The organism is Treponema medium, from assembly GCF_017161265.1.
GTDB lineage: Bacteria > Spirochaetota > Spirochaetia > Treponematales > Treponemataceae > Treponema > Treponema medium.
In genome coordinates, this window is sequence record NZ_CP031393.1 from 1,843,643 (window position 1) to 1,859,519 (window position 15,877).

The following is a 15,877-nucleotide window of genomic DNA, read 5'->3' on the forward strand; positions in this document are numbered from 1 at the left end:
AGGGGGTGTCTCAAAAGTTTGTTGCTTTTTTGACATCGCCATCAGTATAGCTGATAGCGAGTTTAGAATTAAGTTTTTATACAATAATGACTTAATTTTAAACATCGCCTCTAAATCTAAGGTACGATTGAGAATATCGCAGTTCAAGTAAACCTGTTCAGAAACGAAAGTTTCCGAATAGGTTTACTTTTTTACGGAACTCCGCAACGAAAGCGCTTCGCCGTCTGTCTGCACAACCGCTTCCAATTGCTGATAGGTGTGGGAGGGAAATTGAGCCGGTACGCTTAAAGCGCTGCCGATATAAATCACTTCGACGGTTTTCGTTTCCTTTTCTTCCGTATCGCGGTTCGTTGCGGTGATCCGGACGGTAAGCGGCAGCGGCAGTCTCGCCAAGATAAAACTTGAAGGAACGCTCACCCCAGCAAACGGTAAAGCTGCGCGTATTACGGTACCGGACGGCAAATACCAGTCGGCCACGCAGGTGCTTGACGGTGATATAGCATTAGGTACACCGCAAAACTACACCAAGTTTACCGTAACGCCGAAGGGCTTAGAGGTGTGGTATATTACCGCAACCGGTGCCTTGAAAAAAAGGTAAGCCGGAAGCTTTTCGGACTTGCAAGATGCAATCGCGGGCGTGCCCCTCAATACGCCCTCTACGATAAAACTGACGGGCAATATTGCAGACCTTCAAACGGTTGAAATACCGGAAGGAAAAAAGATTACGCTCAAGGCGGATTCGGCTGTAACGCTTACCTGTCCTAATAAAAATACGGGGGGATATAAACACTTCCATGTACAAAAAAATGCGTCATTAACGCTGGAGGGGAATATAACGCTGCAAGGTGCTCACTATGGCAATAATGCGCAATACGCGCTCTATATCGAGGAGGGCGGTACAGCAGAAATCAAAAACAATGTGAGAATTACCGGATTTAAGAATAACTACCATGGTACTGTGTGTACAGCGGGAACGCTTATTATGTCAGGCGGAAAAATTGACGGAAACAAAACCCGTTACGGCGGCGTATACGTATATGGCGGCGGAACTTTCACAATGAAAGGCGGAACCATAACCGACAATGATGCTGTAAATCATGGCGGAGCGGTGTCAGTTAGTGGAACTTTTAACAGGGAAGGCGGCTCTATAACCGGAAACTCATGCAGCAGTGAGATAATTTACACGGAGAGCAGCGGTACGGTGAATAACCCTCACGGTTACACAGCAAGCTAATGGGGAGAGATAATGGGTAATGGATAATTTGTAATTATGAATTACTAATTGATTACACATTATCAATTACTAATTATTTCAGCGCTTCCACCTCGGCTTGGGAGAGACCGGTCACTTGCATAATCATCGCAGTATCAGAATGGAGCTGCTTTAAAATTCTCGCGCTTTCAACCGCTTTGTTATGAGCACCTTGTTCTATACCTTGTTCTATACCCTGTTCTATACCCTGTTCTATACCTTCAGCAAAGGCTATTTCACGTTCTTCTGCACGTTGTACGGCAATGTCCTCTTCATAATTATATTCGGCAAGCAACATGTTTATTACCTCCTTTGTCTTCCGTTCGAGATATTCTCGCAAAATATTATTTGCTATACATTCTTCAACTGCTTTTTGAAACCCTTGTACCGGATCAAGCTCTTTCCACTTTCTCACCGTTTGCACAAAAATGCTGTATTCTCTTATTGGCTCACATCTTACTAATAGTTGGCATCCTATATCCCTGTTGATATTTACTACGTGTACAATCAGCTCTAAATTTGGTTCTTCGACTATTTCCATAAAGGCATCGGATAGTCTAAGTGTTAGTTCTCGGGAATATGGCTCTTTACCATTGTAAAATACATAAAATTCCGGTGTAGGGATATTGAGTAGCTTACGGCTATATTTTTCCTTTGATTCAAAGAGTTTTTCATACAGACGGCTGACATACTCAAGGCAGCGCAATGGCATATTGGGGTTAATCGTAGACTGATGCTCCGCAAGAACAATAATTTTGTTTTCAACAAGATACGAGACATCATTGGCAAAGCTCATATACATCACTTGTTCAAGCTTAATATTTTCTAGTAGCGCAGCATCATGCAACTGGGTACCGTGTAAAGCATTGTAGAGGGATAAAAACCTCTCTTTTGCTTTTTCATCGGTGCTAAACAGATCGACGAAAACAGAGTCCTTATAGTTACGGTTATCCGGTACGGTTTCTAACATGACAGTAGTATAGCACACAAAGCCTGATAGTGTAAGGTCATTGGAATAAACTACGCTTGATATGCACAGCGATCATCAAAATCCTCGTCGCTATAACGAAACACAGGAGGTATTGATAATGGATAATTGGTAATTGGTAATTTAATTACAAATTACACATTACCAATTACAAATTGATTACACATTATCAATTACAAACTGATTCGATCTCTGATATTTTTTAAAAATTGACATTTTCAAAAAATCCCTGTATCATTTTTTTATGAGCATCAACGTGTATTCTCTGGGAGCCGCAGAGGAAGTAACCGGTTCAAAGCATATTCTCGATGTCGATGGGTATTTGTATCTTTTTGACTGCGGAGCTTTTCAAGGGAAGCGGGCGGAAGCCGATAAAAAAAACCGCGATTTTAATGTTCCCGCCGATAAATTAACCGCCGTTGTTCTTACCCACGGGCACTATGATCACTGCGGGCTGTTGCCGCTGTTGGGCATACACGGGTTTACCGGCAATATCTACGCGACACCCGCTTCACGGGATATTGCCAATCTCGTGCTGATGGATTCCGCCCGTATACAGGCGCGGGATGCCGAATATTTACAAAAACAAGCAATCAAAAAACACGAAAAATTCGACTGGAAGCCGCTTTTTACCGAAGAAGATGCCGTGCAAACCATCAATCAATTTGTAACGGTTTCGTATCATCGTCCCGTGTGGATCGGCCCGAATGTGCAGCTTGAATTTTATGATGCGGGGCATATTCTCGGTTCCGCAATCGCGTTTATTACGGCAAAAGATTCCGCCGGTAAGACTGTAAAAATTGCCTTTACCGGAGACCTCGGCAGAAAGAATAAATCGATTATCCGCGACCCCGATATTATCCCTGCTGCCGATTATATTATGATAGAAAGTACGTATGGAAACCGCCGGCATGAGGATATTCACAATGCGATGGAGATGCTGGAACATACGGTTAACGATGCGGTAAAGATGCGCGGTAAGATTATCATTCCCGCTTTTGCCGTTGAGCGGACGCAGGAACTCATCTATTATTTCCATCTGCTGACGGATCAAAAACGGATTCCGCAGATTCCCATCTATGTCGATTCGCCGATGGCGGTGAACGCAACGACCATCTTTCAGGTGCATCCCGAATGCTTTGACCAAGAAACACAGGAAGCCTTTGTCAAACACCACAAAAACCCCTTCGGCTTTAATGCGCTCAAGTTTATTACGAGTGTCGATGAATCGAAGGCGCTGAACGTAATGGAAGAGCCGATGGTTATTATCAGTGCGGACGGTATGTGTGAATTCGGCCGCATTACGCACCATCTTGCAAATAATATTTCAAAGCCTTCGACAAAAATTATGCTGGTCGGCTATATGGCGGAAAATACACTCGGTAGGCGTTTGATGAACCGTGAGCCGGAGGTAAAGATATTCGGAGAATGGCATCCGGTTCGCGCCGAAATTCTTCAGATTAATGCGTTTAGCGCCCATGCCGATTATGTCGAAATTCTTGAGTGGCTTGACAGTCTCGACACCGGAAGCTTGAAAAAGCTGTTGATGGTGCACGGCGAACCGGATGCACAGAGCTTTTTGCAGGCGTATTTACAGGAACACCGCTATGAATCGCATATTATGCGGTACGGCGATGTGATCGAGTTATAGCGATGCAGATTATTACCGGTTTTCATGCGATAGAAGAATTACTGCGTTCGGTTGAAGCTCAGTTGGAGAAAAAAAATTCGGAAACAAAAAGCTCCGCAACTGCAACAAAGAATTCCGATATGGGGAAAAAAATTGGCGGCGGAAAGGCTGTTGTTAACGGAAAAGCTGCTGTCAGTGGTAAGGCTGTTGGCGGCGGAAAGGCGCCCGGACTGCGGCTCAAGATTCTTTACGCCAAGCAGGGGCCGCGCGTAAAAAAGATCCTTGCGCAGGCGGAAAAACTTTCAATTACGATAGAGCAGCGAACTGATGCCGAACTTGATAAGTTGACGGCGCCCCTGCCGGAATATCTGCAAAATCACCGCGGGATTATCTTGATCGATGAACGTCCGCAGGAACAGGCGCCGAAGCTTTCCGCCGATGCGCTGCTCGCCGCGCTTGCTTCCCGCGAAAAAGCCTTTGTCGTTGTTCTTGATTCAATTACCGACCCTCACAATACCGGCGCCATTATCCGCAGCGCCGATCAATTCGCCGTTGACGCCGTTGTGCTGCCCGAACGGAGATCCGCCGGAGACTTTCAGACTGTCAGTAAGATCAGCGCAGGGGCAGCGGCGTGGGTTCCGCTTTTATACACGGCGAATTTGGTTCGGACGGTGGAAGAACTCAAGCGCAACGGCTTTTGGGTATTCGGCGCTGACGCCCAAGGAGAGCCGCTCCCGCACACCAAGTTCCCCGACAAAACGATACTGATTATGGGCAGCGAAGGGTCGGGCATCAGCCGCTTGCTAAAAGCCTCCTGCGATTCCTTTACAGCGATTCCCACCTCCGGCAAGCTCGACAGTTTAAATGTTTCGGTCGCCGCCGGTATCCTGATGTACGAGGTACGCCGGCAGCAGAACGGGTAGGGGAGTGTCCTATTCCCGCCGGAGTTCGGCAAGTGCAGAGCAGAAGAGGGTACCGGCTTGTGCTACATTCAGGCTTTCGATTGCTCCGCTGCCGCTGATTTTAACCAGCACATCGCAGAGTTTTTTTGCTTCAGCGGAAATTCCGTGTTCTTCGTTCCCAAGTACCACTACAACCGCCTCGTCCGGTTGCACCACTGACGGAATATCTTTTAGGCTGCGATATGCCCGATGATCCGCCCCTATCCGCACCAAATACCCGCTGCACATCTTTAAAAAATGCTCGGCGGAAGGAGTGGTATACAAGGTGATAAACTCCATACCCCCTTGCGCAATCCGGTAGGCGCTCGGCGTCAGTTGTGCCTGTGCGTCTTCTCCGCTTATCACGATATGTTCTATGCCGAAAAAGGCGGCGCTACGGATAACTGCTCCAAGATTATTTGCATTACCGATACGGTCGCATAGTAACACCGCAGCTTTTTCGGTTTCCCACCGTTTAATTTGTTCCGGTGTTACGGCAGCAATGCGGGGTTCTTCAATCATAGCGACAACGCCCTGATGGTGAACGGATCCGCACAGCTTTTCCAATTCCGCATCCGATTGCACGAGCCGGTAGAGCCGTTTTCGCTGTGCAAGGTATTTACAAAGGGCGCCGAATGTCTTTGCCCTGCTTCCGGCAAAAAAAAGTCGTGAAATTTTTTCGGGATGTTCGGCGGCGAGCGCTTTTACTGCTTCAAAACCGCACACCGCCAATTCTTTTTGATGTAATTCACTCATATTGCAAGTTAGGAAAAGGCAACCGTAAAAATAGGTACGGCTGCCTTGTTACACCTTTTTTTTTACTTTGCAGCCTTTTTAGGTGTGAGCTTGTGCCCTTCATTTTCCGCCTTTTCCAATTCTGCCTGTGCTATCGACAAGAGTGCGATAGGCACCGAATAAGACGAACAGGAGACATAATTCAAACCAGCTTTCATACAGAAGGGGATGTTTTCAGGGCGAGCGCCTTGTTCTCCGCAGAGGCCGAGTTTAATATCGGGACGGGTAAGCTTGCCGCGTTCAATCGCGGTACTGATAAGTTCCCGTACACACGGATCCAAAATCGCAAACGGATTACCGTCGATTAAGTCATACAACGTGTAATCCGGCATAAAGCTGTTAAAGTCATCGCGGGAAAGACCGAGCGTCGTTTGCGTAAGGTCATTGGTACCGAATGAGAAGAATTCGGCATAACGGGCAATTTCTCCTGCTGACAACGCTGCAACCGGCAATTCAATCATCGTGCCGATTTTGAAGTCTATCGGTTGTGCTTTAAACTGCGCACGTATTTCCTGTTCAATCGACCGGATACCGAGATAAGCATGACCTTCAATCTTCTTTCCATAAGCAATTTGTTTGAGTTCACGGAAATTCATCACAATCGGAACCATGATTTCAACGTGCGTCTCAACGCCCTCTTTTTGCAGTTTATACGCCGCTTCAAAGATAGCGCGGACTTGCATTGCATAAATTTCAGGATACGAGATTGCGATGCGGCATCCTCGGTGTCCCAGCATGGGGTTTACTTCTGCACGGAGCGCTATTGCTTCGGATAAAGCTTTTTTGCTGGCGGTTTTCTTCTTCTCTGTTTTGAGATACTCGATAAATCCATCCAGTTCTGCGTCATTATGCGGTAAGAATTCGTGTAATGGAGCATCCAAAAGGCGGATGGTAACTTCGCGCCCTGCCATAGTCTTAAAGATACCGTAAAAGTCTTCCATTTGAACCTTTTGGAGTTTGTTTAAAACTTTGATGCGCTCTTCGGTCGTTTCGGCAAGAATCATCTCTCTAAAGGTGTTGATACGTTTTGTCTCAAAGAACATGTGTTCGGTTCGGCACAATCCGATACCTTCGGCGCCGAAACTAACCGCCAACGCAGCATCGCGAGGACTGTCGGCATTGGCACGGACATGGAAGTCTTGGATAAACGAACGGGTCAGATCGATAAAGTCAAGCAAACCGGAGGTTTTGGGATCGGGTTCAATCAGCTCTGCTGCGCCGAAGTATACCGTCGATTCGCCGTAATAGGGTACTTGTAGGGTGATGTAATCCCCTTCTTTAATGGTAACCCCATTGATAACGGCTTTGTTCGCCATAATTTTCATATCGGGACGTACCAACGAAATTTTTCCGTATTGACGTGAAACAACGGAGGCGTGTGCCGAATAACCGCCCTCATTCGATAAAACGCCGGTAGAAACTTCAATCGCCTTTACGTCGCCTGCATAGCTGGCCGGTACGCAGAGAATACAACGGGTATCGGCGCTTTGCAAACGCGCAATATGCTGCGCTTCAATCAGTGCATCTGCGCTAAAGTATACGCGACCGACTGCCGCTCCCGGAGCGCCTGCAATACCTCCCTTTGAAGATTGGAGATTTTTAACACTCGCCATGTTGATGACCGGGTGCAGTATTTCGTTGAGCTGACCGGGTTTGACATTCTTTACAACATACTCCGCATCGATAATCTTTCGATTGTATAAATCGAGCAAGAAGTGTACCAATGCAATCGTGCTTTTTGCTTCAACGGATTTTTGTTCGATAAGCCACAGCTTTCCCGCTTCGATCGTAAAACGAATTTCGCGGACATCTTTACTATGGTCTTCCAATCGCCATGCAATGGCTTCCAATTGCTCAAGGTATACCGGCTTTATATCGTTAATATCCTTTCCGACAGCATCGACTTCATCGAATTTTTCTTGGAAGAACATACCCTGTAATTTCTTTTCGCCGGTAACGATATTACGGCTAAAGAATCTACCGGAGAATGATTCTTTATCATAGTTCCCGTATACCAATGGCTGAATCAATAAGGCTACATCGTTTTCATTGTCGGGTTCAAGACTGAGCAGCGTACTGATGAGCTGAATGGTTTTGTTGAGCTGTACTTCTGCAGTACTGAAAAATTCCTGCGGCAGATACGGTTGGTACATATCCATAACGGCAGCGCCTGATTCAGTATATTTTTCTTTCTTCAGTTCGTTTCCGATTTTTTCCAGCTGCTCTTTATAGAGCTGTTGTTTTGCGCCGTCTTCCTGTAATTCGGCAATCTTATGTAAAATTGAAAAGATACCGCGCAACAGAAATAAGACTTCGTGGCTTGCGAAATCTTTTCCCACCTTTTTTTCAAAACCGTCGATTGTTGTTTTTGCCAAGCCGAAGTTATGAAGCGTCGGATAATTGGCAATCACAAGGTTTGGCGAAATAACCAGTTTTAATAAAAGCGGATTTTCTGCATCGCCGAATTCTTTTTTTACCGCTTCGCCCATCTTTTTTAAGAACGGCCGTAGCGTTGATAACACATTTGCCTGTTGTAAGTCTTGCGTAATAGTCGCATCCATAACAAGTCCCGGTACGATCGGCAGTCCGAGTTCCGCAAACTCGTTCAGCTGGCGTCCGCGGATACCGAGGAGTGTTTTATCGACATTACTTTTAAGTGATTCTTTATTACTGAAAAAATGGATAGATTTAGACATATTCATAATAAACTCCTAGAAAAGGTTAAGAACGGTGCTGGGAGAACCGCGTAAAAAGGCTTCAAAACGCGGGCTTGCACCTTCGGCAAAATATTTGGACAGTTTTGACAAGTCTTTAATTTCCTCGCCTGCAACGGCAAATTGGATACTGCTGCCGTGTTTTACCTTTCCCCATTTAAACAACGTATTGATATCGACGATCTGTTCACCGTCATAAAATACGATAACCTTATTATGCGGATAGCGTGCATTGTAGCTTCGGATAATTCGCTTCCATGCTTCAACGTTTCCATTGTGAAATAACTCGTTGGTAACAATAACCGAAATTTGTTGAGAGATACGGTTTTTTCCTGCCGGTACCTGCATTTGAGCGGGAGCAGCTGTTCGTTTTGTCTGTGCAGCGCTTGCAGCAGTCTTGGTTTTTGCAGCCGCAGGAGCTTTTGTCGCTTTCCGTTTCTGTCCTCCGGCTGACGGTTTTTTTGCCTTAGGAGCGGTAAATACAAACGGACCGTTCAAGAGTTTTGCAGGAATTGACGGTCTTGCTCCCTCCAAAAGGTTAAAAAATGCTTTGAATACCGCCTCTGCAACAGGAGCTTCCACCGCACCCTTATCTTGTTTTCCGACATAAATATTTAAGAGTTCATTTTTTTTCAATGTTCCCAAAAGAGAGGCATTTGCAGGATTTTTAGGGTTTATTGCCAAGAAACCCAAATCAGGGTGATGATAACCGACAACAATATCAACCCCCTTCCATTTTGCCGTTTCCGTGATGATATCTGTAGATAGTCCATTTATTTCACGGAGATTCTTAGACACTACTTTGTATCCCCACATGTCGAGCAGTATGACCGATAAAAATGCCGGAATTTCTTCGTTTGTCAGTTCTTTATTCTCAAGTAATATTCCGATTTCATCGGCAATATTTTTCTTTACGTTGCAAGCATCCAGAATCGATAAAGTGTTCTGAATATGCGTTACAGAAGTATTAAACCCCTGTTTTGTAGCAAGCGGTACATAAAATCCTAATGAATCGAGCATTCGCTTCTCCTTTACTTAGCAAGGATGGTTTTAGAAGTATTGATAAAACTCCTTGCATTTACTTTCAGAATTATGGGAAAAACAATTCCTTGAGAGATCTTTGAATAACACGGAATGTAAGTTCCCTATAGATAAAAGCCCTCCGAAACGGGTGTTTCAGGGGGCTTTTATACATAACTTTAACTTATTGCCATACGATAAGCTTTACAGGGTTCTTACACCGGATTTGCGTCCCCGGCGTCCTTTGCTTGCCGTACTATCAACAGCACCTGCTTTCTTTGTTTTACGTCCGCGAGCGGCACTAGGCTTTGCGTTAACAGTCTCTGCGGCAGGAGCCTCCAAACTCGGAGTATCGTTTAGCGCATCTAGAAACTGGGCACGTCCACTCGGTGTTATCGCAGCGGATTCATCTTCCTCTCCTGAGCCGAAGGTCTGGGCAATATCTGCACGAACCGTTGAGCGGCGGCGGCTGAACGAAGCAAATGCCTGATCCATAAAGCCTTTGGAAACTCCATGGAGGAATTCGTTCAAGACGTTTGCCATACCGTCAAGCGTTGCCTTCTTGCGTTTGATGGAGGTGATGTCCACGTCAAGCAAGAGTCCCGGCTGCATGTGGAAGGGATTGATGAGGTAGTCGAATTTGTTGAATTCAGCCTCGAGGAAAGCGAGACGTTCTTCCATAACACGCCGTTCGACAGGGTACTGATAGTCGTACATTTTCTTGAGCCGTTCACGCATAATTACAAGCTTCTTGCGCATCTTGTCTTTTTCGTAAACAAACGTACGGTTCATTTTTTCAACATCAGTTTCAGCTGCATTGACAAACGAAATTTCGTCCCAGACTTTTGCGATATCCTTGTAGGCAGGTTCACCCTTCGGAATCTTGTATTTCTTCTGGATGTGTTTTTCGTAGATTTTTGCCAAATCTCCGAAATCGGTGATGCGTACCATGAACTTCGATTTGTCATACTGGGTCTGCAATACGTCCCAAAGATGTTCAACTTCAGTTTCAAATGAACGGATCATAACCTCATACGCTTTACGCTCTTCAAGCAGTTGAGCATTATCGTAGTAGCGTAGACGAATCTGGTAGCGTTCGTCAGGAAGGTTTGCAACATTGGTGTCGTCATATTCGCGCAGCAACAGCTCACGGGCATTTTTCAGGTTTTCAATGTACTGATACCCCATTTTAGAGGTGTCAAGAATTGATGTTAACGAGTTAATTGCCGTGTTAAAGCCGCGGTTACGGATGTTTTCGATGTCGATGATGTGCTTGATATTCTCACGAATATTGAGCTGATCGAAGGTTTCCGGATCGATTTCCGCTCTTAAGTTTGCGATGCGTTCCATCAATTCCTTGGAAACTACCGAATAGCGTTTGCTTTCGGGGTTTTCAACATCATCGTCGGTAACATCGAGAACCTTTCCCATCTTCTTGAAGATGATTTCGCTGTCGGTCATCTCTTCTTTGCCTTCATCGATAAGTTCATCTTTTAAGACTTCGATTTCTTTATCGATAAGGTTCATCAGGTGTCCGGCAAGCAAATCTTTGATCAAGTATTCAACCGTTGCCTGATACTGGAAAATCGGGCTGATAAGTTCGGTGTCGAGAATATTGACTGAAAGTTTTACATCCGTTACCGTTTTAGGTTTAGTGATGTTGTCTTTAAATGCACACTTTACAATTGAGTAAGCGTTTTCACCGCGAACGAAAGCACCGACGTCGGTTTTCTGACGCAGAAGCGAATTGGTTAGGGTTTCCAAATCGTTGATTCCGCGCTGTACGTGTCCCTGCAGGTGTCCGTACATATTGACGATCGATTTTTCGATTTCACCGGTATTGAACTTATCGGCGCCGCCGACTTCATCCAACAGAGTTGCGATCTCTTTCGGAGTATAGCGGTTCAGAACCTTCATTTCTTCCCTATCGATAAATCCGCGGACTTTTTTGAGCATTTCATCTTCTGCGGTTACCATATAGCGGTTGAACATGTTCTGATAGTTCTGGTTAAAGTAATTGTATAACTTCTCTTTTAAACCACCCATTACATCCAATCTTTCTAGAACGTCTTTGGGTAATTTTGTTGATAAGTGATGCAATACTTTATTGGTCTCTTCTTCAATCAGCTGATTCACTTCTTTTTGCTGATCGCGGTAATCTTGCGCCAACGAATTTCTTGAACCGACGGCACTAGGCTTTTCGGGATGAAATACATTTGGACTTTGAGGTAAATCTAAACTTCCCATCTTACTGTCTCCTTATTGCAGTAGATTTATATCCGCAACGGATATACTAACACGATTTTATTATAAAGCTATTTGATAAAATGTAAAGCCACCCACCCCCTTTTTACTTTCTTTTTTTTGTAATACTATATAATAGAACCGTGGTTATCTACATTTTTGCTACATTTTAATTAGGAGATACTATGCTGAAAGTTAAATCTATTTTTTGTATCCTTGTTTTTTGTATTCTTTCTTATGCGGTATTTGCCGGTGAAAGGACTATTCCCGTCGATGTTTTTTTGATGATTGATAAATCACAATCAATGAATGAACCCGGTAAATTCGATAGTTTGCATAAATGGGTACGCGATACGCTTGTTACCGAAATGCTGATACCGGAGGATTGGATTACTGTCTGGGAATTTTACGAAAAACCGCATGAATTACAAACATTAGTTATTAAGAATGAAAATGATCGTAATACATTGATAAAAACAATCGACAATATTACTCCCAACGGCGCATTTACCGATATTGGCAGCGCACTGGATGCAATCCAAGCTTCATTAAATAAACGAGGAAAAAACAACCGATATAAAATTTTATTATTAGTAACGGATCTTGAACAAGATGCTCCATGGACATCAAAATATCGCGGAAAACAGGAATCGTTTAAAAGTCCGTATCTCGCAGAAGCACGCATTATCAAACATGATAATTGGTACGAAATAACATTGGATATGGATATTCAGGATAAAGTTGTTAAAACAACTAAAGAACTCTATACAAATATCATTAATAATAGGGGAATTCCTCGTAGTAATGATGATCAAAATAAAGTGCTTATCACCGAAGAAAAAAAATAAACTGTGGACTTTTAAAGTAGGGCATTTTAAATATGAAGAAATTGTTTTATATACTTTGCATTGTGGCGGTCATCGTTATTATCGGCATATTGGCATATCAGCGTATTGTCCGCCAACGAACGCAGGTAATACCACAGAATGCTCAAACAATTATTCCTGTTGCACCGCAATCGCATCAACAAGAGGCGTCTGTTTCGGAAGTAATACCTGAGAACACGCAATCGGTTATTACGCTGCTCAGCGATGAGGTACTTGTTGAGGATATACAAGCGGATCTGAATGGTGATAATAAGGAAGATAAAATTATTGCAGCAAAAAAATTATCCGATCAATTTATCTATCTTTTCATATTTTTACAAGATAATGAAGCGCAAACTTTTACCAGAGCCGCAGAAATAAAGACGGAGGCGACACATGCAAAAACGCTTTCCGTTTATACATTAATGGTGCAAGAATATCCGTATCCTATTATAGCATATAATGGAATGAATGCCGATACTATGCAGGTTTTCGGTATGTATGCATTAGAAATCGATGAAGATAAAATAATCAGTGTCCGTTCTTTAGCCGGTATACAAGCGGAAGGGCAAATTATATTGAAAAATGAACAGGATAATTCAATCTCCGATTATACAATATCTGCATATTATTCTGATAGGGATGCTCCAAATACGCTCAACCAAATAGAAAAACAATATACATGGAATGCAAAAAAAGAATTTTTTGTACAAACAAAAGAAATGAAGATTCCCGGGAAAAGAATTGAAAGTCAATTTCTTAAAAAATTTCAAACCGGCGATGCTCATTCTTTTCAAGAATTTCTTGATGGATTATGGTATCAGCCAAGTGCAAAAAGAGATCAAAATCGAAGTATCTTTTTTAACCGTTCCGAAAATGAGATTATTTTTTCCGTCGATAATATTCAAGAAGTTTTTACTATCGATTCGATAACACCGCGCAGATTCGGTATTTATTTTTCTACAAAAAATGCCTCTATTTCGAGTATTCATCGGCGCATCAATATTGAGTTGCTTGGAATTGATGAGGTGCATATACGGGTTATCGATGATATTGCACGTTTAAAAATCGGTGTTGCATCAAACTGGGATGGATCATACCGAAAAATAAGCAATACTGTTCGTGAAGTGCAAAGTAATACAACGCTTGACAATATAAAAAAAGTATTGACCGCGGATAAAAAAACATGGGCAAGCGCAGAAGGATATTCTTTATCTTTTTCGGATAATTCATATCGATTATTTCAAGATACGGTGCAGCAGTCAGGATGGTATACGATTTTGCAGATAAAAGACAATACTGTTTTACAGCTTAAAGATACTGAAAATAATGAACGTTTTTTTAATCTGATACTTGATAATGCCGGTAAACGGCTAAGTCTTATCGAGGTTTCAGTTACATTAAGCGGTATTACACCAATTGGAAATTCACCGCTTATATTTGAATAAACTTTTGAGATATATACCGTGCATAGCTGCGAGACAGAGCTTTTTTATAACACTCTATCTCGCAGAGTACCGCGTTTTAGCAGTGACTATTTGGGCAACGGATGTTTTTTGATTCGTGCGGAGGGTTTAATACCCGCCGTTCCTCTACCGCCACGGATGGCGGTTGTTCCACGCAATAGCAATGTTGTGGCAGAGCCACAACTTGCAGTCAAAACTATACACGGATGTATAGTTTTGACGAACGCGCTGCGCCGGGGTTGTTGATTACCGTTTTACAATAACAGCAGTTCCTTGACCTCCACCGATACATAGAGAAGCAAGACCGATTTTTTTATCCGTCCTGATCATTTCGTGGAGAAGGGTTACCAAAATACGATTGCCTGAAGCGCCTACCGGATGGCCGAGCGCGATTGCACCGCCGTTGACGTTCGTTCGTTTTAACAGCGACTCTCTATCGATTCCGTGTTCCTGTACCAATTCATGGATAACACCCAAAGACTGAGCTGCGAACGCTTCGTTCAACTCGATCAACTCCATATCGGAGAGTTTCAGTGATGCATAGTTTAACGCATTACGGATTGCCGGAACGGGACCTAATCCCATTACGAGTGGGTCGACGCCACCTTGCCCGATGCCGATAATTTCTGCAATAGGGTTAAGGTTATATTTTTTTACCGCCGCTTCGCTTGCAATCAGCACAAAAGATGCTCCGTCGTTTATTCCCGATGCATTGCCTGCCGTAACGGTGCCGTCGCTTTTAAAAGCGGGCTTCAACTTTGCAAGTTTTTCGAGGCTGGTGGTACGATTGGGAAATTCGTCGGTGTCGAAAACGATATCGCCTTTTTTATTATGAATAGTAATCGGGACGATTTCGTTTTTAAATTTACCTGCATCGATAGCAGCAATCGCTTTTTGCTGGGAAGCAAAGGCAAACTCATCCTGCTGTTCTCTGGTAATATTGAATTTTGCCGCAATGTTTTCGGCCGTAATTCCCATGTGGATATTTGCACGGGCATCGGTCAATGCATCATAAATCATATGATCGACTGCCTGCCAGTTTCCCATCTTATTGCCGCTGCGGGTATTTGCCGGGACGAGATACGGAGCGAGAGACATTGATTCTACACCGCCTGCGACAACAATATCGTTAAAGCCTACTTGAATGGACATAACCGCTTCCATAACCGTCCGTAGACCGGATCCGCAGACCATGTTGGTCGAATGAGAGCAGACGGTTTCGGGGATTCCCGCTTCCAATGCGATGGTTCGTCCGATATTTTGTCCGAGTCCGGCGCCGAGCACGTTACCGCAAATAAGCTCCGAAACTTGGTCGGGCTTTACCTTTGCCTCTTCCAGTACCGCTTTAACCACCGCTGAACCCATGTCCTTAGGCGGTACGGCAGATAATCCGCCGAGGAATTTCCCGATAGCAGTGCGCTTTGCACTGATAATGTACGATTTTGATACAGCCATTTTTGACCTCCTTGCAATCTGAGGGCTCCCCTTTACATCAAGATGAATCCTCAGCATTTTTCTATCATATCACGCTTAAAAAAATCTGACTATATTAGGTGATCGGGGTAAACGCATCAAGCGGTTTTTTATCAGCCCCGCAGAATAATTGGGGCTGTTCAACCAGAACTGCCAAGGATGGCAGTGGTTTTATACAGCAGCGATGTTTTGCGCATACGCGAAACTCGCCTTCAACTGATATACATGGATGTACAACAGTTGAAGATGGTTCAAATGGTCTCACTGCCCCAATTATTCTACGATTCCGGTCTACTCTGTCTGATGCATTTACCCCTCTACTAGAAAAAATGTACGAAATTTTATTCAAAATTTCGTACAGAAGGGAAGCAACCGTTTACAATATTTCTGGTGCGGTTGCGCTGATTAGGTGATCGGGGTAAATGCATCAAGCGGTTTTTTATCAGCCCCGCAGAATAATTGGAAATGAGATTTTCTTGCATTACGAT

General features: G+C 43.8%; 13 protein-coding genes. 6 read left to right on the forward strand and 7 right to left on the reverse strand.

All coding sequences use genetic code 11. From position 1 onward, the window contains the following. Positions 1 to 183: 183 nt before the first annotated feature. Positions 184 to 309, reverse strand: coding sequence for a hypothetical protein (locus tag DWB79_RS12190; RefSeq protein ID WP_276324583.1), 126 nt, complete (start codon positions 307 to 309; stop codon positions 184 to 186). A 46-nt stretch (positions 310 to 355) separates the two neighbouring features. Here DWB79_RS12190 and DWB79_RS08080 point away from each other — a divergent pair, with 46 nt between their 5' ends. Together DWB79_RS08080 and DWB79_RS08085 are read left to right on the forward strand one after the other, a co-directional pair. Continuing rightward, positions 356 to 598 (forward strand): hypothetical protein, encoded by a 243-nt coding sequence (locus DWB79_RS08080; RefSeq protein ID WP_016523547.1) that lies wholly within the window; start codon positions 356 to 358, stop codon positions 596 to 598. An 18-nt stretch (positions 599 to 616) separates the two neighbouring features. Further along, entirely contained in the window at positions 617 to 1,234 is a 618-nt protein-coding gene (locus DWB79_RS08085; RefSeq protein ID WP_016523548.1) for a hypothetical protein, read from the forward strand. A gap of 73 nt (positions 1,235 to 1,307) precedes the next feature. Here the strand turns inward: DWB79_RS08085 and DWB79_RS08090 are convergent, their stop codons facing one another. Next, the gene (locus tag DWB79_RS08090) at positions 1,308 to 2,222 is read right to left on the reverse strand and encodes an Rpn family recombination-promoting nuclease/putative transposase (protein ID WP_040859150.1); all 915 of its coding nucleotides are present in this window, start codon (positions 2,220 to 2,222) and stop codon (positions 1,308 to 1,310) included. A 262-nt stretch (positions 2,223 to 2,484) separates the two neighbouring features. Between DWB79_RS08090 and DWB79_RS08095 the strand changes: the two genes are divergently transcribed. Together DWB79_RS08095 and rlmB are read left to right on the forward strand one after the other, a co-directional pair. Further along, positions 2,485 to 3,891, forward strand: a complete 1,407-nt coding sequence (locus DWB79_RS08095) for an MBL fold metallo-hydrolase RNA specificity domain-containing protein (RefSeq protein ID WP_016523550.1) — start codon at positions 2,485 to 2,487, stop codon at positions 3,889 to 3,891. Between the two features lie 2 nt (positions 3,892 to 3,893). After that, positions 3,894 to 4,793 (forward strand): 23S rRNA (guanosine(2251)-2'-O)-methyltransferase RlmB, encoded by a 900-nt coding sequence (gene rlmB / locus DWB79_RS08100; protein ID WP_016523551.1) that lies wholly within the window; start codon positions 3,894 to 3,896, stop codon positions 4,791 to 4,793. Between the two features lie 9 nt (positions 4,794 to 4,802). Here the strand turns inward: rlmB and DWB79_RS08105 are convergent, their stop codons facing one another. The 4 genes from DWB79_RS08105 to cfpA all read right to left on the reverse strand — a co-directional run bounded on the left by DWB79_RS08105 (position 4,803) and on the right by cfpA (position 11,587). Next, entirely contained in the window at positions 4,803 to 5,567 is a 765-nt protein-coding gene (locus tag DWB79_RS08105; protein ID WP_016523552.1) for a TrmH family RNA methyltransferase, read from the reverse strand. A 62-nt stretch (positions 5,568 to 5,629) separates the two neighbouring features. Continuing rightward, positions 5,630 to 8,308: a putative PEP-binding protein gene (locus tag DWB79_RS08110; RefSeq protein ID WP_016523553.1), complete on the reverse strand. Its 2,679-nt coding sequence runs from the start codon at positions 8,306 to 8,308 to the stop codon at positions 5,630 to 5,632. A gap of 9 nt (positions 8,309 to 8,317) precedes the next feature. Further along, positions 8,318 to 9,340, reverse strand: a complete 1,023-nt coding sequence (locus tag DWB79_RS08115) for a hypothetical protein (RefSeq protein ID WP_016523554.1) — start codon at positions 9,338 to 9,340, stop codon at positions 8,318 to 8,320. 204 nt (positions 9,341 to 9,544) lie between these two features. After that, positions 9,545 to 11,587 carry a cytoplasmic filament protein CfpA gene (cfpA, locus tag DWB79_RS08120; RefSeq protein ID WP_016523555.1) on the reverse strand — a complete coding sequence of 681 codons (2,043 nt, stop codon included), beginning with the start codon at positions 11,585 to 11,587 and terminating at the stop codon, positions 9,545 to 9,547. A gap of 185 nt (positions 11,588 to 11,772) precedes the next feature. On the opposite strand from cfpA, the gene DWB79_RS08125 reads away from it, so the two are divergent. Further along, entirely contained in the window at positions 11,773 to 12,432 is a 660-nt protein-coding gene (locus tag DWB79_RS08125; protein ID WP_040859588.1) for a vWA domain-containing protein, read from the forward strand. A 62-nt stretch (positions 12,433 to 12,494) separates the two neighbouring features. Continuing rightward, a complete protein-coding gene (locus tag DWB79_RS08130) occupies positions 12,495 to 13,898 on the forward strand; it encodes a pallilysin-related adhesin (protein ID WP_252722474.1) in 1,404 nt (467 codons plus the stop codon). 264 nt (positions 13,899 to 14,162) lie between these two features. Here DWB79_RS08130 and DWB79_RS08135 read toward each other — a convergent pair whose 3' ends face one another. Next, positions 14,163 to 15,371: an acetyl-CoA C-acetyltransferase gene (locus DWB79_RS08135; protein ID WP_016523558.1), complete on the reverse strand. Its 1,209-nt coding sequence runs from the start codon at positions 15,369 to 15,371 to the stop codon at positions 14,163 to 14,165. Between the last annotated feature and the right edge of the window lie 506 nt (positions 15,372 to 15,877).